2 protein-coding genes and 2 pseudogenes are annotated in these 24,748 nt (G+C 58.8%); all 4 read left to right on the forward strand.

Annotation, left to right across the window (positions count from 1 at the left end; genetic code table 11):
* Positions 1 to 691, forward strand: a pseudogene (locus INT84_RS19350) (integrase arm-type DNA-binding domain-containing protein); the annotation flags it as partial.
* 2 nt (positions 692 to 693) lie between these two features.
* Positions 694 to 1,553: pseudogene (locus INT84_RS19355) on the forward strand (primase-like DNA-binding domain-containing protein); the annotation flags it as partial.
* A 279-nt stretch (positions 1,554 to 1,832) separates the two neighbouring features.
* Positions 1,833 to 3,653, forward strand: coding sequence for a hypothetical protein (locus tag INT84_RS19360; protein ID WP_194208113.1), 1,821 nt, complete (start codon positions 1,833 to 1,835; stop codon positions 3,651 to 3,653).
* A 1,352-nt stretch (positions 3,654 to 5,005) separates the two neighbouring features.
* Positions 5,006 to 24,709, forward strand: coding sequence for a BapA/Bap/LapF family large adhesin (locus INT84_RS19365; protein WP_194208114.1), 19,704 nt, complete (start codon positions 5,006 to 5,008; stop codon positions 24,707 to 24,709).
* The last annotated feature ends 39 nt before the right edge of the window (positions 24,710 to 24,748 follow it).

Raw genomic sequence — 24,748 nt, forward strand, 5'->3', positions numbered from 1 at the left:
ATGACGCGGATGACACGCCCCCTCATCAATAACGAAATCCTAAAAGCTAAGCATCAAGAGAAAGACTTCACGCTTCATGATGGCGACGGCCTTTTCCTGCTGATCAAAACATCGGGTAAAAAGCTGTAGCGTTTCCGATACCAGCAGCCAGCAAGTAGCAGCCGTACAAATCTCAGCCGTGACTCTTAACCAGCCTTAACGCTCGCTGTCGCAAGACAAGTGCGTGACCAATACTTGTCTCTGCTTGCATAAGGGATTGACTCTCAGAAGAAACAAGAAGATGTATCGGAGCAACACCAGATCGAGCTTGATAGCATTTTCTCCGTTGCAGCAGGGAAAATGGTTTCAGCTTAAGAGCAAAAGCGTCACAGAGGATTACGCGAAGGATATTTGGCGGTTGCTGGAGAAAGATGTGTTCCCTGCTATAGGCTAGATATCCGTTCAGGAGATAAAGGCAAGAACAATTGTTAAAACATTAGAACCCATCAAAGCATGTGGTGCGCTGGAGACTGTTCACCGTTTAGTGCAGCGTGTAAACGAGATAATGATTTATGCAGTCAATACCGACCTTATTGACGCCAATCCTGCATCAGATGTAGTTATGGCTTTTGAGAAACCCAAAAAGCAAAACATGCCAACGCTGCGGCCAGAAGAATTGCCGAAACTGACACGTTCTTTGAGTATGTCAAACTGATCCTGCTGACAAATCGCTATGACTGTCAGATGTTTCTCAAGGTCACCGGCCCCGGCTGCAGCGGTAAAAGCGTGGTGGCCTCGATAACCACACTTTTGACCGGAAAAGACAACACTATATCAGCCACCAATTAACACGCTGGAATCCTCGCGCGAGCGTGGTGGGCTTCTTGCTGATTATCCTCCCTGACCAGGAGAAATGGAGCGGCGATGGCGCGGGCATCAAGGCGATAATTGGCGGCGATGCCGTGGCAATCGCCCCCTAATACCGTGACGCCTATTCAACGCACATCCCGGCGGTAATTCTGGCGATGAACAACAACCCGATGCGCTTCCGCGATCGCAGCGGCGGCTTGTCACGTCGCCGGGCGATCCTGACTTTCCCGGATGTGATACTGGCAAAAGAGCGTGACCCGCAGTTGCTGGATAAGATCAGCACCGAGCTGGCCGTCATCGTTCGCCATCTGATGAAGTGTTTCAGTAAACCGGAAGAAGCCCGCGAGTTGTGACAGGCACAGCAGACGTCCGGCGAGTCGCTGGAGATGAAGCGCCAGGCTGACCCGCTGGTCGATTTCTGCGCTTACCTGATGCCGATAAGCACAGCTACCGGCCTGTTAATGATTAGCGCCATCCGCCCGCTGAATCCGAAGCTCTATCTCTATCATGCCTATCTTTCGTTTATGAAGTCGCACGGTCACCAGCATCCGCTGAGCCTGACCGCATTTAGGCAGGCGGTACCGCAGACCCTGAAGGAGTATGAGCGCATCCTGCTAAAGCGCAGAACGAATAACAGCGACCAAACCAATCTCACGCTGCACAGAGACATTGAGGCCTACTGGCAGCCCGCGTGCAGTAAATAAATCCACACAATACAAACCGGCTCAGGCCGGTTTTTTACGTTCCAAACCATAGTGATCACTTTAAGTGAACACCTGTGTAGCCATACACCTTAACCATTCCTACCTAACGAGATGATTTAAAAGACTTAACATCAAAAGTGAATAGTATGAACACTTTTCCATAAAATCATTTTTGTTCGCTTGTCTCGTACGCAAAAATCGACATTGATCACTGTTTGATCAACTGACTGCTTATAGATTACATTAAAAAATATTAATGAATAAATAGAGACTTTTCTTATGTACGCAGTTGGTAAACTACAAATCAAGCCCTTTCTCTCAATACTACTAGGGATGAGTCATCAAACTATAAGCGCAGCTGAAACCCATGAAAAAATTGTGAGTATAATCCAAACAGAAGGGCGGAAAGAACAGATCGTTGAAATGAATCCTACTAAAGAGGATTCTTCTGGCGAAGCTCTTATTTTTTATACTCATTATGAAGTTTTAAAAAATCCAAGTTGGTTTTCAGGAAATACACTAACCGATGTTGAAAACCATGTTTTCATTACCTTCAACCTAAATAACACATTCGCATTCTATATGTCTGAAAAAGGTTTAAAAGATGAGATAAGAGCATACTTCTTTACACCGTTACTTCCTAATTTAAAAGTAATCAATATTACTCAGCTTAACTATCTTTTCATTAATGAAGATAATATAAAAATGCTGTGGCTATTGGGTACCCATGGTCGAGAGAGTTTTAAAGCTGACTCGAAAGTTTTAGGCGGAGAAAATGTGGCTGATACTTTAAATCCTCTCGAAGATCAATCCTTTGTAATGTCAGCAGTTAGAACATCCTTAGATGGTACAGAAAAAACAATTGGCTTAAACCCATATAAGTCATCTTTATGGAGAGGCCCATGTAAGGATTGGAAAACATTTGAAGATAGAGTAATTGAGATAATAGATACAATTGATAAGAACAAAAATGAAGTCGAAAACCCAATCAGCATACTTGCCATACCAGTTGCAGAAATGAAAGGAGTGAGTAATGTTTATGACTTATCATTTCTCGATCCTGAGTTCAATAGAAACGATCTAAGTGAGAGCAAAGTCGAACGACTGCATACAATTAAAAGCACATATACTTTTAAGATTTTGGATACGTTAAACTCACCTGACATAAATCTAGAAGTATTCAAAGACTTATTATGCATTGGGGAAATAAAGGTGGCCCCAAAAATATTGGACTATACAGTCGAGTTCGATGTAATTGAAAAAATCCCTAAAAAAGGAAAAAAAGCTGAGATCGAATATTTCTCCAATACATTTAAATACTCAGAGTTAATTAAATGCTGGTATGAGTCAGGGCATGCAATAATTAACAGTAGAGTTTTCAAAACAGAATATCGTGATGTTGCTTATAGCAATTTTATATGGGCTAACTTTGAAGGTTTTGACATTTCAAAAGAAAAACCAGAAATCAATGGAATAGTAGCACTAGATAAAATCGGTAACCAAAAATCTCTATTTTGTTGGATGAAGCATCATTGGAGTGGGCTTTGGGATTCACATGAAAACTTCATTACAACTGATAAACCCTCTGGTTGGTTATTCTGCGATGATGGAGCGGGAGAAAAAGCTGATTTTATTCATATTGATGAGTATAAAGACAGAATCTACATTTCCTTAGTTCATGTCAAAGCTGCAAACTCAAAAAGTCCAGAACGAAGAATATCAGTTGGTGCCCATGATATAGTTTTAAATCAAGCAATCAAAAACCTTCGATACATTAGCAGGAAAAAACTAATAAATGATCTTAGAGAACGGGCCGACAATGCTGCCACAAAATTTTGCTGGAATAATAATAAAACAAGTGATCATAACTCATTTTTAAACGCTATCGAGGCACTTGAAAAGAATAGTAAGATCAAGTTTAGGGTGATAATTGTGCAACCTCACACAATGAGAAGTTACTATGATAGAAATATTCAATCTAACATAAGGAAACAGCTTGACGTTTTGCTAGTGAGCGCTGAATCAGCAATTAGAGCTTCTGGTGCAGAATTTTACATAATAGGTCATGACGATGTTCAACCGAAAAATCGACTTAATTAACATCAGATTGTAAGTTGATAAGTAGGATTGGTACACGTTTAGGTACACCAAACAAACTTGAATTGGATAAAAACCAAATTTTACATGCTTTTGCGCACATTATTCAGATTCCGCCAGCCAAAAACCTTCAAATCCAATCCTAGAGTCATCCATAGAAGTCGAAAGCCCGCATGGCGCAAGCTCTGCGGGCATTTTTTTTATCTAAGCTGCCAGCTTTAACCAACCACGGACGCCGTTTTTCCGCTGGCGGTGTATCAGACAAGCTAATCACATACCCGTGTGCTCAGGTAAGGCGCGTATGCTCATCAATACTCCCGTTCCCGCACAGGCGCTTTACTATGCCTTCCAGTAATGAGCAGGAAGAAACTAGCTGGTGTTCAGCAAGCGTCTGACGTACCAGATATTGTTATAATGAAAGTCATAAGCGCGGCAGGTAACCTATCCCATATGAATAAATCTCATAAAGTCATATAGGAAATTTTTAATCCACCCTCTTTCATCACTCTCATTACAGTCAAATGAAAGAATTAAAATAGAAATAATAAATCCGAGTTACTATATATAAACCAGGTAACGCGCCTTATTTGTTGAAAAGGAGCTTTCAATGCTGAAAGGACAAGGAAAAGGAGGGCACCACTGACAACATGGAATAATTAATTGTATATCACTGGCTTATAAATGCTGGCTGTATAAAAAGTTATATTTCAAAAGTAGCTCTTTATTTCCCCCTGCGTGTTGAATCCTTTCAGTTAACACAAACTGATAATTCATCCCCCGCGCAACCGATCATCCAGGCCCCCTATCACGAAACAAACCTCTTAAAAGCAAAGGGCCATCCTGTCTGGAGAGTATGCTTACCTCCCCTATATAATGGTAGTAACCACACAGAGAAAATTTAAAGCTTAATACACCTGAGACAGCGTTTTTTCGCCCCCTCCCAAAAAACCTTGAATAAACAACCCATTACCTGCCGCCGCGTCATTTATTTTCCTTGAACTCCGTCACAAAAATTCATATCAATCACTCCCCTACAATTTAATGTAGGCGTCCTTAATTTGCGTATTTTTATAGTTCTGCCTATATCATTAATAAGCCATACGGGAGAAAACGCCGTGAGGAGCATATCTTCTATTTGAGTGCCGCTGAAAGGTATTAATCAGCAGCCAAAATTAAATACCTTTATATAACCACTACCTCTTCTCTCGGGAGGTAGCATTCATAGTGAAACGTTAATAAATAACGGTGAGAAACTATTTTTAAATAGAATCTCTGCCGCAGAGTCCTTTTACCTGAAATTCAGAGCGATGCGTAAGTAAACGCGTGTCATCTATATCTGCTGGGAGTAAGAACCAATGGTATCGATATCTGTCATTTCTGCTTTAACCGGTGTAGAAACATCGACCACCGCCTCTGAAGTCACCTTAAGCCATCCCGCCATTGTAAAACTTCAGGTAGCGCGAGCAGATATCGCCTCCCTCACCCGCGCCAATAACGATTTGATTGTTCATCTTCGCTCGGGCGAAACCGTCGCCATCAAAAACTTTTATCTTGCTGAAGGCGAAACCAAAAGTTTGCTGGTGCTCGAAGATAGTCAGGGGGCACTGTGGTGGGTAGAAGATCCTTCAGCCGCCGGACTTAATTTTGTCCATGTTGCGAGTATTGACGATTTATTAGCCACTTCTGGCGCAGGCGCAGCGGCCTCTGACGGCGCGGCTCCGGTATGGCCGTGGGTACTGGGTGGGCTGTTAGGCGGCGGTGGTCTGGCAGCCGTCGCTGCCTCCAGCGGAGGAAGTGGTCACGATGATGACGAGCACAATACAACGCCTCCTCCGGGTAATGAAACGGGAGAAGATAACACCCCGCCTGATGCCCCCGGAAACCTGATCATCAGTGAAGATGGCAAAACACTTACCGGCAGCGCTGAACCTGGCAGCACGATTACCGTGACCGATGCCAATGGCAATGTTATTGGATCCGGCACGACGGGTAGCGACGGTAACTTCACGATTGATCTCGATACACCGCAGACGGAGGGTAAACCTGTCGAGGTGGTGGCAACCGATCCTGCGGGCAATACCGGTCCCTCTGCCAGCGTGGATACCCCCGATCTCACCGCGCCAGATGCGCCTGCCAATCTGTTGATCGTCGATGACGGAGCCACGCTGACCGGCACGGCGGAACCTGGAAGTACGGTGAACGTGACCGATGCCAGCGGAAACCTTATTGGCACGGCGGTGGCTGACGCAGATGGTCATTTTCGGCTGGCCCTTAATCCTGCGCAAAACCACGGTGAAACGCTTAACGTCAACGCCACCGATGCAGCGGGCAATGTTAGCCCTTCAGCGACAGTCATCGCGCCGGATCTGACTTCACCCGACGCCGGTACGTTTGATAGCGTACTGGATGACGCGGGCGCTGTTACAGGTCAATTGAGCAACGGTCAGCTCACTGACGATACCCGCCCCACCCTGAACGGCAGCGGTCAGCCTGGCGCTACCATAACCGTTTACGATAACGGCAACGCCATCGGCAGCACGCTGGTTGATGCCAGCGGCGCATGGCGCTTTACGCCTGCCACCACGCTCTCTGAAGGCACGCATATTCTGACGGTCTCTTTCAGCAATACGGGGACGTTCTCAGAGCCGTTTACATTAATCGTGGATACCACTCCTCCGTCCGCGCCGACCGATCTCACTACGTCCACAGACGGTACCACCGTCACCGGTAGCGCCGAGGCCGGAAGCACGGTCACCATTACTGATGCCAGTGGCACCGTGCTTGGTAGCGGCACCGCCGACGCCAACGGTCATTTCAGTATTGGTATTGCGCCAGCGCAGACTAACGGCGAAGCCCTGACGGCGGTCGCCCGCGACGTCGCGGGTAATACTGGCCCGACGGCAGATTTCAGCGGCTCAACGTCTCTCTATCCTGATGTACCTGTCATCCTCTCGGCGCTGGACGACGCGGGGGCGCTCGCGGGCAATCTTGCCAGCGGTCAGAGTACCGATGACGCCACACCGACGCTGAGCGGTAACGGAGAGGCCGGAGCCACCATTACGCTGTACAGCGATGATGTGATTATCGGCACCACCCTGGTTGATGCCAGCGGTAACTGGAGCTTCACGCCCACCGCGCCGCTGGGTGAAGGGGAGCATCGCTTTACCGCGACAGCAACCAATGCCAACGGGACCAGCGGCTTGTCTGCCGCCTTCACGCTGAATGTCGACCTCACTGCGCCTGCCGCGCCGAGCGGGCTGGATATCTCCGACGATGGCACCACGCTGACCGGTAATGCCGAAGCGGGGAGCACCGTCACCGTCACTGACGGCAACGGTCAGTCACTGGGTAGCGTGGTGGCAGGTGAGGATGGCAGTTTTACGCTTCCGCTGGATCCGCCGCGCACCAGCAGCGAAACCCTCACGGTAGTCGCGACCGATCCGGCCGGTAACAGTGGGCCGGTCGCCACCGTAACTGCGCCGGACAACGCTCCGGCAGGCACGCCGGTCATCGATCTGGCGATTGACGATGCGGGACCCATTACCGGTTCGCTGAGCAATGGCCAACGCACCGACGATACCACGCCGACCCTCAGCGGTAGCGGTACGCCCGGTGCCACCCTGACCGTGTATGATAACGGAACTGAAATCGGCTCTGTCGCCATCGGCAACGACGGACGCTGGCGCTTTACGCCTGAGACAGCGCTTGGCAACGGCAACCATGCGCTGACCGTCATCTCCACCGATGCGGCAGGCAATGTCAGCCCGGCCTCCGGCGTTTTTACCCTGATTGTCGATACCGAAGCGCCTGCCGTCCCGGTCTTCACCAGCCTGACCGATGATGCAGGCCCGCTCACAGGCCCGCTACTTAACGGCCAGGTGAGCGATGATACGCAACCAACCTTCGCCGGGCGCGGCGAGCCTGGCAGTACAATTACACTGTATGATAATGGCACCGTTATCGGCCTGGCGACGGTCGATCCCGCAGGCAGCTGGACCTTCACCCCGTCCGCTGCGCTGAGTGACGGCAATCATAGCTTCACCATCACTGCGACGGATCAGGCAGGCAATACCAGCGCCGCCTCAGCCCCGTGGACGCTCACTATCGATACCGTCGCGCCCGATGCGCCAGCCGCACCGGTCGCCACCGACGCGTCCGGTCCGCTTACCGGTACGATCACCGACGGTCAGTCTACTGATGAAACCCGTCCTGTTCTCAGCGGCAGCGGTGAGCCTGGTGCGACCGTCAGCGTGTATGACGGCGCAACGCTGCTGGGCACGGCGGTTATCACCGATGACGGCAACTGGAGCTTCACGCCTTCTGCACCGTTCGCCGAAGGCGCTCATGCACTGACCATCACGGTTACCGACCTGGCCGGAAACGTCAGCCAGCCCTCTCCGGCGCTGAATGTGGTAGTGGATATCACCCCGCCTGCTGCGCCTGCGGAGCTTGTTACCTCTACCGACGGCACTACCGTCACCGGCAACGCCGAAGCGGGAAGTACGGTTACGATTAGCGATGACAGCGGCAACCTCCTCGGCAGCGGTATCGCCGATGAAAATGGCCGCTTCAGCATCGGTATTGTTCCGGCGCAAACCGATGGCGAAACGCTGACGGCCACTGCCCGCGACGCCGCCGGAAACGACGGCCCGGCAGCAACCTTTACAGGCTCCACCTCGGGTTACCCTGACGTGCCGGTGCTGGTGTCTGTGGTAGATAACGTGGGTAGCCTTACCGGAAACCTGACCAACGGCCAGACGACTGACGATACCACCCCGACCCTGAACGGCACCGGTGAACCCGATGCCACCATTACGGTATACAGCAACGGCACCGCCATCGGTACCACTACCGTTGACGCGTCCGGCAACTGGAGCTTTACGCCATCGCCAGCCCTGCCTGAAGGAGAGAATACCTTTACCTTCACGCTCACGGCGACCAACGGTAACGGTACCAGCGGCGTCTCGCAGCCACTGACGCTGATTGTGGATACCACCCCGCCCGCCGCGCCTGACGATCTCGCCGTCTCTGAAGATGGTGCCACCCTCACCGGTAACGCCGAAGCCGGAAGTAGCATTACGATCCGTGACGCCGATAACAACATCATTGGCACCGCCGTTACAGGCCCGGACGGCTCGTTCAGCGCGACGCTGACGCCGCCACAGATTAATGGTGAAGCGCTCACCGCCACGGCAACCAACCTCGCGGGTAACGCGGGTCCGGCGGCAGGCGTAAACGCCCCGGATATCACCGCCCCTGCCGCCCCGGACGATCTGGCCGTGTCGGAGGATGGCACGACCCTCACCGGGAATGCTGAAGCAGGCAGCACCGTAACGGTCACCGACGGCAACGGTCAGCCGGTAGGCACCGTCACCGTCGGGCCTGACGGCAGCTTTACCCTGCCGTTAGATCCGCCGCTGACGAATGGCGAAACGCTGGACGTTATCGCCACCGATCCGAGCGGCAATAACAGCCCGACAGCCAGCACCACCGCGCCGGATACTACCGCACCTGACGTGCCGGTGCTCTCCACGGTAACCGACGACAGCGGTGCGTTGACCGGATCCCTCACCAGCGGTCAACCCACCGATGATGCTCGCCCGACGCTGAGCGGTAATGGCGAGGCAGGCACTACCATTACCGTTTACGATAACGGCGAGGCGCTTGGTACCGCACAGGTAGATGCGGACGGCAACTGGAGCTTTACACCCACTACGCCGCTGACCGACGGCAACCACGCGCTGACCGTCACCGCGACCGACGCGGCGAATAATACCAGCCTGCCCGGCGCTGCATTTACGCTGGTCGTCGACACTCTCGCACCGCCGACGCCCGTTATTGAGGCCATTACAGACGATACGGGACTTATCACCGATGCGCTGATCACCGCCGATCCTCGCCCGACGCTAAGCGGCAATGGTGAGGCGGGCAGCACGATAACGATTTATGACAACGGTACGCAGATCGGTAGCGTGCTGGTGGGAGAGGATGGCAACTGGCGCTTTACGCCAGACAGCGATTTGAGCGAAGGCGACCACGCGTTGACGCTCACCGCGCGGGATGCTGCTGGCAACACCAGCGCGACCTCGACGCCGGTTAATCTTGAAGTGGATATCACTCCCCCTGACGCGCCAGCCGCTCCGCTCATCAACGACAATACCGGTATTATTACCGGGCCAGTGGCGGACAGTCAGCCAACGGATGAAACCCGCCCGGTGCTGACCGGCAACGGCGAAGCGGGGACGATGATCACCGCATGGCGCGGCGACGAGATGATTGGCACCGCGATGGTCGATAGCGACGGTAGCTGGAATCTGACGCCGGATACGCCGCTGGCGCACGGCAACCATGTGCTGCGCTTTACCGCCACCGACCAGGCCGGAAACATCAGCGATCCGTCGGAGCCGTTAACGATTACCGTTGACCTGATCGCGCCTGACGCCCCGACCGATCTGGCGGTTTCCGTTGATGGCGCAACGGTTACCGGTTCGGCGGAAGCCGGAAGTCTGGTCACCATCACCGATGTCAACGGTAACGTACTGGGATCTGCCGCCGCCAACAACGACGGCACCTTCTCGGTCAATATTGTGCCGTCGCAGACAAACGGCGAAACGCTGCTGGCTACCGCCCGCGACAGCGCCGGAAACAGCGGACCGTCGGCGGACTTTACCGGTTCCACCTCTGGCTATCCGGACGTACCGACAATTATCTCGGTCTCTGATGATGTGGGCACCATCAGAGGAAACCTGACCAGCGGTCAGCATACCGATGATACACAGCCAACGTTAAGCGGCACCGGTGAGCCGGGCGCGACAATTACCGTTTATCTCAACGGTGAAGCGGTTGATAGCGTGCTGGCAGATGACGCAGGCAACTGGCGTTACACGCCGACTGAGCCGCTGGCGGAGGGGGAAAACGCCTTTACCTTTACCGTCACCGCAACTAACAGCAACGGCACCAGCGGCGAGTCTCAGCCCTTTACCATCGTGGTGGACACCCTCGCCCCGGATGCGCCGGTGATTGCCGAAGTGGTTGATGATGCCGGAAGTATCACCGGCGCAATCGCCAACGGTCAAACCACAGACGATCGCCAGCCGACGCTGAGCGGCAGCACCGAGCCTGGTGCGACGCTGACCTTCTACGATAACGGTGTGCAGATTGGCAGCGTACAGGCCGATGACAGCGGCAGCTGGCGTTTTACGCCGGACGCGCCGCTGGCCGAAGGCGATCACAGTATTACCGTCACCGCGACCGACACGGCAGGTAACGTCAGCGCGGCCACTCCGGCGTTCAGCTTTACAGTGACTACCGCCGCACCAGACGTGCCTGCCATCACCGCTGCCGCTGACGACGCGGGTACCGTGACCGGCGCGTTAAGCAGCGGACAAACCACCGACGACACGCAACCACAACTGAGCGGCACGGCCGCCGCCGGCAGCCAGATTGTCATTTACGACAACGGCGCTGAACTGGGCGTCACTACCGCTGACGGAGAGGGTCGCTGGAGCTTTACGCCCGTCGCCGCACTAAGCGAAGGCAATCATGACTTTACCGTCACCGCGGCCGATGCAGCGGGTAACGTCAGCGCCGCCTCGCCTGCCTTCACGCTGATTATCGACGTTACCGCTCCGGATGCGCCTGCCCTGCCCGTTATTAATGACGATGCTGGCAGCATCACCGGTCCGCTGGTTGATGGTCAATCAACCGACGATACGCGCCCGACCCTGAGCGGCAGCGGCGAAGCAGGCACTCTTATCACTCTCTATGACGGCGATACGGTTACAGGTACGGTCGTCGTTGGTGATGATGGACAATGGAGCTTTACCCCGGAGACAGCGCTTGCGGAGGGTGAACATGCCCTGACCTTTACCGCCACCGATCCCGCCGGAAATGTGAGCCAGCCGTCCGCACCAATTACCTTCGTGGTGGACACCACGCCGCCTGCCGCACCGACCGACCTGACTATCAGCGAAAATGGCGTTAACGTTACCGGCAATGCGGAAGCCGGTAGTCAGGTAACGATTATTGATGCAGGCGGTACGGTACTCGGCACCGGTACGACCGCAGATGACGGCAGCTTTACCGTTGTTATCACGCCAGCACAGACGGCGGGGCAACCGCTTACCGCCATCGCGCAGGATAGCGCGGGTAACAGCGGCCCGGCGGCAAACTTTACCGCCACCAACTCCGGTTTCCCGGCCGTGCCGACGATTATCTCTGCCACGGACGATGTGGGCGCGGTAACCGGCACGCTGTCCAGCGGGCAGGCTACCGACGATGCGCAACCGCTGCTCTCCGGCACCGCTGCGCCCGGCACGACCCTGACGCTGTACGATAACGGCACGCTGCTTGGCACGGCCCTCACCGGGGCGAACGGCCAGTGGAGCTTTACCCCAGCCACGCCGCTGACAGAAGGCGCACATGCCTTTACCGCCACAGCCACCAACGCTAACGGCACCAGCGCGCCTTCCGCTGATTTCACGCTGACGGTAGATAGCAGCGCGCCTGCCGCGCCGGTTATTGGCGAGATCATCGACGATACCGGCAACCTGACCGGACCGATTACCAGCGGACAAACCACTGACGACACGCAGCCCACCTTCACCGGCAGTGGCGAAGCGGGCGCGACCGTCACCCTGTATGACGACGGTACGGCGATTGGCAGCACAACGGTAAATAACGATGGAAGCTGGAGCATTACCCCCGACGCGCCGCTCACTGACGGCGCGCATACCCTGACCGTTGTCGCCACCGATCCGGCGGGCAACGCTGGCCCGGCGTCGCCGGAGTTAACCCTGACCGTCGATACGCTGGCACCCGCCGTACCGGTCATCAACGCGATTATTGATAATCAGGGGCCCATAAACGGACCGTTGCTGGAGGCGCAGGTCACCGATGCCACCCTTCCGGTGATTAGCGGATCCGGCGAAGCGGGAGCTACCCTCCGCGTGCTGGATAACGGCACGGAAATCGGCACCGCGCTGGTTAATGAACAGGGGGAATGGACTTTCACCCCTGCCAGCCCGCTGGGCGAAGGGCCGCACGCGATCACGGCGATCGCCAGCGATGCGGCGGGCAATACCAGCGCGCCGTCCGCCGCCTTTACCTTTACCGTCGATCTGACGCCGCCTGCTGTACCAGCCCTGCCAGGGTTAACGGATGACGTCGGCCCCATCACCGGGGCAATAGCTAACGGCGCGCGCACCGATGATAGCCAACCAACGTTGACCGGCAGCGGAGAGCCAGGCACAACCATAACGCTCTATGACGGCAGCACCGTTCTCGGTACGGTGCCGGTGGACGCCGATGGTGCATGGACCTTCACGCCTGCCGCGCCGCTGGCAGAGGGCACGCATACGCTGACCTTTACCGCTACCGACGCGGCGGGCAACGCCAGCCAGCCGTCCGCCGCGATCCGCGTTGTGGTGGATACTACGCCGCCAGCCGCCCCGGGCGATCTGGCGGTCTCCCCGCAGGGCACCACTGTCACCGGAACGGCGGAAGCTGGCAGCAGCGTGACCATCACTGACGCCACTGGCAATGTGGTACTGGGAAGTGGAACCGCCAATGCCGACGGCACCTTCAGCATCGGCATCTCTCCGGCCCAAACCGCCGGGGAATCCCTGCTGGCGCAGGCGACAGACAGCGCCGGTAACGTCGGACCCGCCACGCCGTTTACCGCCACAGACTCCGGCATCCCGGATGTGCCGGTTATCGTCTCCGTCAGTGATGACGTAGGCCCGGTGGTGGGAAATCTGAGCAACGGTCAGCGCACCGACGACACGCAACCCACCATTGCCGGTACCGGCGAGCCGGGTGCGACCATCACGATCTATAACAACGGCACAGAAATGGGCACCACGCTGGCAGACGCCAGCGGCAACTGGACCTTTACCCCGACCGATCCGCTTGCGGAAGGGGAAAACAGCGTGACCTTTACCGTGACGGCTACTAACGGCAACGGCACCAGCGATGAATCTCAGCCGTTTACGCTGATCGTCGATACCGTCGCGCCGGATGCGCCTGTCATCGGTCAGGTAGTGGACGATGTGGAAGGTGGCACCGGCCCGCTGACCAGCGGCCAGCCGTCGAACGATCCGCAGCCGACGCTCAGCGGGACCGCCGAAGCGAACACAACCATTACGGTTTATGATGGCGCAACGGCAATCGGCAGCGTGCAGACAAACGCTAACGGCGTCTGGAGCTTCACGCCGCCAGCGCCGCTTGCCAGCGGCACACATCCGCTGACGGTGGTCGCCACTGACAGTGCAGGCAATAGCAGCACGCCGTCAGCCGCCTTCACCCTGCAAATTGACACCACCGCGCCTGCCGCCCCGTTGATAGTGTCGGTCACCGATGATATCGCCCCTGGCACTGGCCCGGTCACCAGTGGTCAGCCAACCAACGATAGCCAGCCGACCTTCAGCGGCACCGGCGAAGCAGGCTCGACCGTTACGTTGTACAGCGACGGCGCGGCAATTGGCAGCGCCCGGGTCAGCGATGCAGGCAACTGGACCCTGACCCCGGCGCAGCCGCTGGGCGACGGCACCCATATCATCACCGCCTCGGCAACCGACGCGGCGGGCAACAGCGGGCCGCTTTCTGCCGGCTTTACGCTGGTAGTTGATCTCAGCGGGCCACAAGCGCCGATCCTGAACGCCATTACAGACGATACCGGCAGCGTAACCGGTCCGCTCACCGCGGGCCAGACGACTGACGACACCCGTCCGGCGCTCAGCGGCAGCGCTGAACCAAACGCCAGCGTGCAGATCTTCGATAACGGTATCGCCATTGGCAGCGCCCCGGTGAACGAAAACGGCGAGTGGAGTTTTACGCCGACAACGGCGCTGGCGGAGGGAGTGCATAACTTTACCGTGACGGCGACCGACGCCTCCGGCAACACCGGACCGGCCTCGGCGGCCTTTGCCATTAATATTGATACTACCGCCCCTGCAACACCGGTAATTGACAGCGTCAGCGATGATAACGGCAGCGTGACCGGTCCGCTCGTCAGCGGCCAGGCCACCGACGACACGCTCCCGACGCTGAGTGGCAGCGGCGAACCGGGCGATACCGTCCGGCTGTACGATGACGGCATTGAGATCGCGTCTGCGCAGGTTAACGATGACGGAATCTGGAGTCTGACGCCGGATGCCCCGCTGGGCAGCGGCAGCCATCCGTTAACCGTCATCGCTACCGACGCCGGGGGCAACAGCAGCGCGCCGTCGCCGGTATTTAACGTCGTGATCGACCTTGCCGCTCCGGCAGCGCCAGTTATTGCCAGTGTGACAGATGACTCCACCGGCACGTCACAACCGTTGACCAGCGGCCAGCTCACCCGCGACGCGCAGCCTGCGCTGAGCGGCACCGCAGAAGCGGGCGCTACGGTGCGCATTTTCGATAACGGCACGGAAATTGGCGCGGTACAGGCAGATGACAGCGGCAACTGGCGCTTTACCCCTGACACCGCGCTGGGCGAAGGGACGCACGATCTTACCGTCAGCGCCACCGACAGCGCAGGCAATACCGGTCCGGCCTCGGCGGCCTTTACGGTCGTGGTGGATCTCACCGCGCCGCAGGCTGCGACGCCGGTGGTAACAGATGATACCGGACTGATTACCGGCGTGCTGGTGGATGGTCAGCGCACCGATGACACCCGCCCTGTCCTGAGCGGCAGCGGCGAGCCAGGCAACCAGATCGTCCTGTTTGATAACGGGGTTGAGATGGGTAACGCCACGGTGGGCACCGACGGACAGTGGCGCTTTACCCCGGATGAGCCGCTTACGGAAGGCGATCACAGCTTCACCGTGCGGGAAACTGACAGCGTCGGCAACGTCAGCCAGCCGTCTGCTGCAATTGCCATCATTATTGACGTCACCCCGCCGGAAGCCGCGGTCATTACGACCGTGGCACAGGATGGCACCACGGTAAGCGGGACGGCGGAAGCCGGGGCGCTAATCACCATTGTTAACGCCGACAACGTACAAATTGGCAGCGGGACCGTAAATACGGACGGCACCTTTGTCGTGCGCCTCTCCCCGGCGCAGACCATGAGTCAGCCGCTGGAAGCGCGTATTCAGGACAGCGCGGGCAACGTCGGCGAACCGACGGCGTTTACCGGGTCCGACTCCGGTCTGCCGGATGCGCCGACGATTGTCACGGTTACTGATGACGCGGGCACCCTGACCGGCAATCTGACCGCAGACCAGGCCACTGACGATACCCGACCGTTGCTGAGCGGAACGGCGGAAGCTAACGCGCAGATTACGCTCTACAACAATGGCGTTGAACTGGGCAGCGTGACCGCTGATGCCAGCGGCAACTGGAACTTCACGCCGGAGACAGCGCTGGAAGATGGACCGCATCAGTTCACCGCCACCGCCACGACCCCGGCGGGCACCAGCGGGCTTTCCGCACCGTTCGCCATCGTGGTGGATACCGTTGCGCCTGACGCGCCGGAGGATCTGGCGGTCAGCAGCGATGGCCTCACCGTCACCGGCAGCGCGGAAGCAGGCAGCAGTATCGCCATCACCAGTGCCGCTGGCACACTGCTCGGTAATGCCGTCGCAGGCGAGGATGGCAATTTCCGCGTCACGCTTAACGCGCCGCAGACCAACGGTCAGCAGTTAACTGCCATCGCGACCGATGCGGCAGGCAACAGCAGCCAGCCCACCCGCACCGGCGCAGTGGATACTACCGCGCCTGATGCGCCGCTGGAACTGGCGATCACCCCGGATGGCGCTGTCGTCACCGGACGCGCTGAACCGGGCAGCACCGTCACCATTGTCAACGCCAGTAATGAAAATGTAGGCAGTGGCGTGGTGGACGATAACGGCAATTTCAACATCGAACTGACCACGCCGCAGATCACCGGCGAACTGTTAAGCGCCACGGCGACCGATACGGCAGATAATACCGGACCGGCAGCCACCGTCGCCACGCCGGATCTTACGCCGCCAGCCGCGCCGTCAGACCTGCTGGTCTCTGAAGACGGCACAACCCTGTCAGGTACCGCAGAAGCGGGCAGCACGGTGACGGTGACCGGACCGGATAACGCACCGCTCGGCAGCGCCACGGCGGATGACGACGGTCGCTTTACCGTAACCCTGACCACTCCGCAAACCAACGGCGAGCCGTTGAGCGCGACGGCCACCGATGCCGCAGCGAACGAGGGTCCCGCCGCCACGGTTAACGCCCCGGACATCACCGCGCCGCAGCCGCCGACCATCACCAGCGTGGTCGATGACGTGCCGGAATTCACCGGCGCATTGACCGACGGCCAGAGCACTAACGACTCGCGCCCGACGCTGAATGGCACCGCCGAGGCCAACTCCACGGTACGCATCTTTGACGGAGAAACAGAGATTGGTTCGGTGACGGCGGACGCCAGCGGTGTCTGGAGCTTTACGCCTGAGACCGCGCTGAGCACCGGCGGGCATGTGTTGACGGTCACCGCCACCGATGGCGACGGCAACATCAGTCAGCCGTCTGCCGCCTTCAGTCTGGTCGTGGATACGGTTATGCCGCAGATCCCGGCGATTACGCTGGTGACTGACGATACCGCGCCGGTCACCGGACAACTCGCCAGCGGACAAAGCACCAACGACACGCGCCCGACGCTTTCCGGCATCGGCGAGATAGGCGCTACGGTCACGATTTTCGATAACGGAACGGCGATCGGCAGCGCACAGGTGGGTGAAACCGGCAGCTGGACCTTTACCCCTGACACCGCGCTGGTGGCGGGCCTGCACAGTCTGCGGGTCAGCGCCACCGATGGCGTGGGCAATACCAGCGCCCTCTCCACGCCGTTTACGCTGACGGTAGATACCAGCGCGCCCGCAACGCCGGTAATCAGCGCGGTGATTGACGATATCGGCAGCATCACCGGGCCGTTAACCAGCGGACAGCGAACCGACGACGCGCGGCCCGCGCTGAGCGGAACGGCGGAGGCGAACAGCACCGTTCGTATCCTCGACAACGGCACCCTGATTGGCACCGTCCAGGCCGGCAATAACGGCACCTGGAGCTTTACCCCAACGGCACCGCTGGCGAACGGCGCGCATACCCTGACCGTTACCGCCACCGATGCCGCGGGTAACGTCAGCCCCGCCGCCAGCTTCGGCCTGACGGTGGATACCCGCGCCCCTGCCGCGCCGGTGATTGCTACCGTCAATGATGACGTCGGCAGCGTGACCGGCAGTCTGACTCGCGGGCAGAGTACCGATGATACCCGTCCGCAGCTGAACGGCAGCGGCGAGCCGGGTGCAACCATCAACCTGTATGATAATGGCACGCTGATCGGCAGCACTACCGTCGCCACCGGCGGTAGCTGGAGCTTCACGCCGACTACCGCGCTGACCGAAGGTACCCATGCCCTGACTGCCGTCGCCGTGGATGTGGCGGGTAACGTCAGCCCGGCTTCAGCCGCGTTTACCGTGGTGGTGGATACCACCGCTCCGGCCACACCTGTCCTCGCTGCGGTGACTGACGACGTGCCGGAAGGCACCGGCAGCCTGATTTCAGGACAGCAGACCAACGACACGCAGCCGACCCTGAGCGGCAGCGGCACGCCAGGCGATACCATTACCGTCTATGACGGCGATAACACGCTCGGTACAACGCTGGTGGATATCGACGGCAACTGGCGCTTTACGCCAGTCACGCCGCTGGAGGTGGGCGAGCACAGCTTGACGCTGACTGCCACCGATCCGGCAGGCAACGCCAGCGGCCCTTCCGCGCCTTTCGTCATCGACGTACAGACCGCCATACCTGCCACGCCGGTATTGCTGAGCGTGGAGGATAACGTCGGCGCAGAGACCGGCCCGCTTGCCAGCGGCGATCTGAGCGATGACAACCTGCCAACGCTCACCGGCACCGCGCCGGTAAACAGCACCGTCACGATTTACAATGACGGCACGGCGATTGGCACCACGCTGGCGGACGACGCGGGGAACTGGCGCTTCACGCCGACGACCCCGCTGGCAGACGGTCTGTATACGCTGACCGTCACCGCCACCGATGCCGCGGGTAACGTCAGCGCGGCCACCGGGCCGTTCTCCTTCACCATAGACGCCACCGCGCCTGCCACGCCGATCATTAATGCGGTAGAAGATAACGTCGGGCCGTTCACCGCACCGCTGACCAACGGCGGCTATACCGATGACACCCAGCCGCTGATCCGCGGCACGGCTGAAGCGGGTAGCACAGTGACGCTGTACGCCAACGACGAGCAAATCGGCACGGCGGACGTCGACGATGCCGGCAACTGGACCTTTACGCCGGCCACGCCGCTGGGCGAGGGAAATTATGTTCTGACCGTCAGCGCGACAGACGCGGCGGGCAATGCCAGCGGACGCTCTGCCTCGTTTACCCTCAACGTGGATCTGACCGCGCCGGATGCGCCGGACAACCTGACCACCCCTGGCGATGGCACGTCGGTGTCGGGCACGGCGGAGGCTGGCGCGACGGCCATTGTCAGCGATGCGCTGGGGAACGTGCTGGGCCGCGCGGTTATCGGCGAGGATCGCAACTTTACCGTCACCCTGACCCCGGCGCAGACCAGCGGCTCGCCGCTGACCGTCGTCGTCCAGGATGCGGCGGGCAATATCAGCGATCCAACCGTGTTCCCGGCCTCGAACTCGGGCCTGCCATCGGTACCGGTGATTACCGACATCGCCGACGATGTTGGTCCGCTTACAGGTAATCTGACCAACGGCCAGAGCACAGACGATAATCAGCTCTCGCTGAGTGGCACCGCCCAGCCGGACGTGCTGGTAACGATCATTGTTGATAGTGCAATCGTGGATACCGTGGAAGCCGATGCCAGTGGCGCGTGGTCGTACGACCTGCCCGCGACGCTTGCCGACGGTCCGCATACCTTTGCGGTGAATGCCACCAACGCGAACGGTACGGGCGGCACCTCCTCGCCGGTCACGATTATCGTTGATACCGTCGCGCCGGAGGCACCGGTCATCACCGACGTCACCGACAATGTTGATGCGCTGACCGGCCCGCTGGTCAGCGGCCAGGTCACCAACGATGCGCAGCCTGGGCTGAGCGGCACGACGGAAGCCGGGGCAACGGTCACTATTTACGATAACGACGAGCTGCTGGACAGCGTCGTGGCGGATGCCGAGGGGAACTGGAGCTTTACCCCGGCCGCCGCGCTGGGCGAAGGAGAGCACGTGCTGACCGCGATCGCCACTGACGCGGCGGGCAATACCGGCCCCGCCTCGTCGCCGTTCACGGTGGTGGTGGATACCCTCGCCCCACCGCTGCCTGCGCTGACCAGCGTGGTGGATAACGTCGGCACCGTTACCGGGCCACTCGTCTCCGGCCAGACGACTGATGATACCACGCCGACGCTCAACGGTACCGCTGAGGCTAACGCCACGGTGCTGATTTTTGACAACGGTACTCAGATCGGCAGCGCACTGGTCAGCGACAGCGGAGCCTGGACCTTTACCCCGACGACAGCCCTCGCCAGCGGGCCGCACAGCTTCACGCTGAGCGCGGTGGATGCCGCAGGCAATACCGGACCAGCCACGGCGGGCTTTGATCTCACCATCACTACCACTGCGCCAGCCACGCCTGCCATCGCCGGTATTACTGATGATGTCGGTGCGATTACCGGTGCGCTGGCGCAAGACCAGGTCACCGATGACACCCGGCCGCTCCTCAGCGGGACGGGCGTCGCGGGCGCGACCGTGCAAATCCTCGACAACGGCGCGCCGATCGGCACCGCGCTGGTCGATAATACTGGCGCATGGACCTTTACGCCTGACACGCCGCTGGCGGACGGGGTGCACCGCTTTACCGCCACTGCCAGCGATGCGGCGGGCAACACCAGCGCCGCCTCCCCGGCCTTTAGCATTACGGTGGATACCACAGCCCCGGTCGCGCCGGGCATTGTCTCCGTCGTCGATGCGACCGGTCCGCTGACCGGAGCGCTGACATCGGGACAAACTACGGACGAAACGCGCCCGACGCTGAGCGGCAGCGCGGAAGCGGGTTCGACGCTGCAAGTGCTTGATAACGGCGTGGAAATTGGCGTCGTGACGGTGGGCAGCACCGGCAACTGGATCTTTACGCCGGATGAACCGCTGTTGGAGGGTCCGCATGCGTTGACGGTGGTGGCGACCGATGCGGCTGGCAATACCGGCCCGGCGTCGGCGGCGTTTGATGTCATTGTCGACATCACCGCGCCGGTGGCCCCGGTGATCACCAGCATTACTGACGATGTCGGCAGCGTAACCGGTCCGCTGGCAGGCGGCCAGTCTACCGACGACACGCGGCCTTTGCTGCGCGGCACCAGCGAAGCGGGAGCCACGGTGCAGGTACTGGATAACGGCGTGGCCATCGGCACGACGCAGGCGAATGAGGCTGGCGAATGGAGCTTCACTCCGGAAACCGCGCTTGCTAACGGCAGCCACGCTTTCACCGCTGTCGCCACCGATCCGGCAGGCAACAGCGGCCCGGCATCCGATCCGTTTACCGTCGTTGTCGATACCCTGCTGCCCGCCGCGCCGGTTATCGCGCTGGCCACCGATAATATCGGTAGCGTCACCGGACCACTGACCAGCGGCCGTACCACCGATGACACCCAGCCCGCGTTCAGCGGCAGGGGTGAACCGGGTACCACGCTGCGGCTCTTTGACAATAACGTGGAAATTGGCGTGACCACGGTGGGGAATAATGGCAACTGGAGCCTTACGCCAGCGACGGCGCTTGCCAGCGGCCCGCATACCCTGACGGCATCGGTAACGGATGCGGCGGGCAATACCAGCCCGCTCTCCGGTCCGTTCACGCTTACCGTCGATACTACCGCGCCGGACGCGCCGGTCATCGTCGCCGTCACGGATGACGTTGCGCCGGTAACCGGCGTGGTCGGCAATGGTTCCGCCACTAACGATGCCCGCCCGACGCTGAGCGGCACGGGCGAAGCGGGTGCCACGCTGCGTATTCTGGATAACGGCGTGCAGATCGGCACCGCGACGGTGGCGGCCGACGGCAACTGGTCGTTCACGCCGGGGACTAATCTGGCGCAAGGGGCGCATAACCTGACCGCCACCGCCACCGACGCGGCGGGCAACACCGGCACCGCCTCCGCGATCTATAACGTGGTCGTGGATACGATTGCCCCCGCCGCGCCACAGGCGGCGATTAACGCTGACGGCAGCGTCATCAGCGGCACCGCTGAAGCGGGCAGCACCGTCACCGTTACGCTACCCGGCAACGTGCAGCTGACCACCACGGCCAGCGATAATGGCGCATGGAGTCTCACCCTGGACGATCGGCAGACCGAAGGCGAAACCATCTCCGTCACCGCCCGCGACGCAGCGGGCAACGTCTCCGCCGCCACGCCGCTGACCGCGCCGGTACTGCCGCTTTCGGCCAGCGATAACGTCGCGGAACTGGATCTGACGACCGATGCTACCGTCACGAACGAGAACTACAGTGACTATGGCGTTCTGCTGGTCGGCGCGCTCGGCAACAGCGCGACGGTGATCGGCAACGACACGGCGCAGGTCACCTTTGACGTCGCCGAGGGCGGCAGCGCGGATATCAGTATTGATTCCGCCGCCACCGGGATCGTGCTGTCGCTGCTCAACACCCAACAGATTGCCGTCCAGCGTCTCGACGCCACCAGCAATGCGTGGGTAACGGTGGCGGACTCTTCCCAGCCGCAGTTTGCCGACCTTCTGACCCTCAACGGCAGCAGCGTCAGCTTTAACCTCGACGGGCTGACCGGCGGCACGTACCGCGTGCTGAGCTACAACTCCAGCCTGCTGGCGACCGGCTCCTTCACCAGTCTGAATGTCTCGGTGACGCAGACCAGCGCTGGCACGCTGAACGGTGAAACGACGCACGTTGGTAACGTGATCCAGGATATCGATCCGGTGAGCGGCGCTGACAGCGCGCCTAACGGCACGGTGGTCAGCCAGGTCACCAACGCCAGCGGCCAGACGGTAACGGTGGGCGCTGGTGGAGCGAGCATTGACGGTCTCTATGGTACGCTGACCATCAATCCGGACGGCAGCTACAGCTACGCGCTGACCAGCACCTCGCCGACGGTTCTGGGACGCACGGAAAGCTTCACCTATACCATTACTCACGACGGCGTCAGCGACACGGCGCAACTGGTGGTCGCCCTCGGCGAGGGTGCGGCGGGCAACGCCGTGACCGCCGTCGACAACACCGCGACGCTGAATTATGAGACCCAGGTCGAAGCCGTTGACAACGGTGCCTCTTCTCAGACCAGCTTCTCGGTGGTGGGGATTGCGCTGGGTAATGTCCTCAATGCCAATATTCTGGATAACCTGACCAACCCGATCATCTTTGATGTTGAGGAAGGCTCTACCCGCACGTTGACCCTGCAATCCTCTGCTGGTGGCGTGGCGTTGCTCTCAACCTTCGATCTTTACGTCTACCGCTTTAACGACGCTATTCAGCAGTTTGAGCAGTACCGGGTTGAACCCGGCTGGCTACAGGTGCCGCTGCTGGGCGGTCAGTCCAGCCAGCTCACCCTCACGCTGCCGGGCGGCGAGTATCTGTTCTTGTTGAATAACGCGTCTGGCGTTACCGCGCTGACTGGCTACACCCTGAATATTCTTCAGGATCATGTCTATAACGTGGAAAGCATCAGCGCTAATACCGAAGGTAATGTGCTGGAGAATGACGTTGTCCCGGCAGGCACTGTCGTCACGGAGGTGAACGGCGTCGCGGTGGGCGCGGAAGGCGCGACCATCGAAGGCAGCTACGGCACGCTGACCATCGACCAGGCGGGGAACTACAGCTATACGCTGCGTAGCGGTCTCGGGGCTGACAGCATTAACGCGCCGGATAGCTTTATCTATACCGTGCGTACGCCGGAGGGCGGCACCGACAGCGCGTCGCTGAATATCTCCGCCACGCCATTGTCGGTGGATGCGGTGGATGATGTCAGCTCGCTGATGACCTTTAACACCGTGCAGGATACCACCGCCTTTACCGACAATGCGGTAGGCAACGCCGCCTGGACCAGTTCACTCTTCTCGCGGACCAGCGGTAACGGCAGCGGCGTCATCGAAGTGGCGGCGGGTACGGCGGTGAAAGAGGCGGTGCTGCACTTCAACGTCGCTTCCGGGCTAGCGCTGGGCGGGCTGACCGTTAACTGGACGCTGTCCGACGGCACCACCGTTCTGCGCACCGGCTCTTTTAACGGCGGCGCGCTGCTCGGCAACAGCATCGCGGTAGATCTGGGCGGGCTGGAGCTGCATTCCGGCAACTATACGCTGAGCTATACCGGCAGTATCGGGGCGCTCTCCGTGGGAACCATTACCATCACCCCAAGCGTCACCGGCACCACCTACGATCTCGACAACTTTGAGACCAGCGGCGTGCATACCGTCAGCGGCAATATCTTTGACGGTAGCGACGCGGGCGGCGTGCTGGATCAACTCTCTACCGTCGATACCCGTCTGACCATCACTGGCTATAACGGCAGCAGCACCACGCTGGATCCGTTTGCCAATAGCGGTGCCAGCGGCACCGTTCAGGGTCATTACGGCACGCTGGCGATCAATATTGACGGCTCGTACACCTACACGCTGACGCCGGGTATCGCCACCTCATCCATAACCACCAGGGAGACGTTCAATTACACCCTTAACGACCAGAACGGCCATACGGATAACGCCACGCTGACCATCGACATGGCACCGCAGTTTGTCAGCACCGCGCAAAGCGACACGATCATTGGCACAGCCTATGCCGACACGCTGATTTATCAGCTGCTCGACAGCACCAGCGCGACGGGCGGCAACGGCAGCGATAACTGGAGCAACTTCTCGCTGGCGCAGGGTGACAAAATCGATATCGGCGATCTGCTGGTGGGCTGGAATGGCGATCAGGCGGCGCTCGGCAGCTACCTGAACGTCACCACCAGCGGCAACAATACGGTGATAGCCATTGACCGGGACGGTGCCGGTACCACCTATCAGTCCACTAACCTGGTAACCCTGGAGAATGTACAGACCAACCTCGAAGAGCTGATCCAACAAAATCACATTATTAGTTGATGTACACAATAGCCCCGGACGATGTCGTCCGGGGCAGAT

Origin of the sequence: Superficieibacter sp. 1612_C1, assembly GCF_015234305.1 — a bacterium.
Classification (GTDB): domain Bacteria; phylum Pseudomonadota; class Gammaproteobacteria; order Enterobacterales; family Enterobacteriaceae; genus Superficieibacter.

Coding starts and splice junctions, on each gene's coding strand:
- INT84_RS19365 (WP_194208114.1), top strand. CDS start 5,006: ATGGTATCGATATCTGTCATTTCTGCTTTAACCGGTGTAGAAACATCG.
- INT84_RS19360 (WP_194208113.1), top strand. CDS start 1,833: ATGTACGCAGTTGGTAAACTACAAATCAAGCCCTTTCTCTCAATACTA.